Origin of the sequence: Pseudoalteromonas sp. SIMBA_162, from assembly GCF_046535955.1 — a bacterium.
Taxonomy (GTDB): domain Bacteria; phylum Pseudomonadota; class Gammaproteobacteria; order Enterobacterales; family Alteromonadaceae; genus Pseudoalteromonas; species Pseudoalteromonas marina.
The window spans coordinates 1-332 of sequence record NZ_JAWJBQ010000174.1 but is presented as its reverse complement, the minus strand read 5'-3'; the positions used below and the strand labels follow the sequence as shown (position 1 = coordinate 332).

Here is a 332-nt window from a genome sequence, read left to right as displayed (position 1 = left end):
GCGGGAGGTGAGACACTGCTGGATGCGACATGTTCCTGGTGGTGCATGATCCATGGCTACGGACACCCGCGCCTCGTCGCGGCCATTCAGCAGCAAGCGGCAGAACTCTGCCATGTGATGCTGGGCGGCATCCGCCATCGACCGGCCAAGGAGCTTGCCGATGCGCTGGTGCGCGTCACCCCCGAGGGCCTGAATCATGTCTTCTTCTCGGATAGCGGCTCGGTGGGCATGGAAGTCGCCATGAAGATGGCAGTGCAATATCAGCAACAGCGCAAAGACCGCGATGACACGCGGGAACGGACGCGCATGCTGTCATTGATGAAGGCCTATCA

The 332-nt window shown here is 61.1% G+C and carries 1 protein-coding gene; it reads left to right on the top strand.

The window, feature by feature from the left end; all coding sequences use genetic code 11:
- Positions 1 to 45: 45 nt before the first annotated feature.
- The coding region (locus tag R0J88_RS19220) for an aminotransferase class III-fold pyridoxal phosphate-dependent enzyme (RefSeq protein ID WP_410900764.1) at positions 46 to 332 on the top strand (287 nt) is incomplete at its 3' end.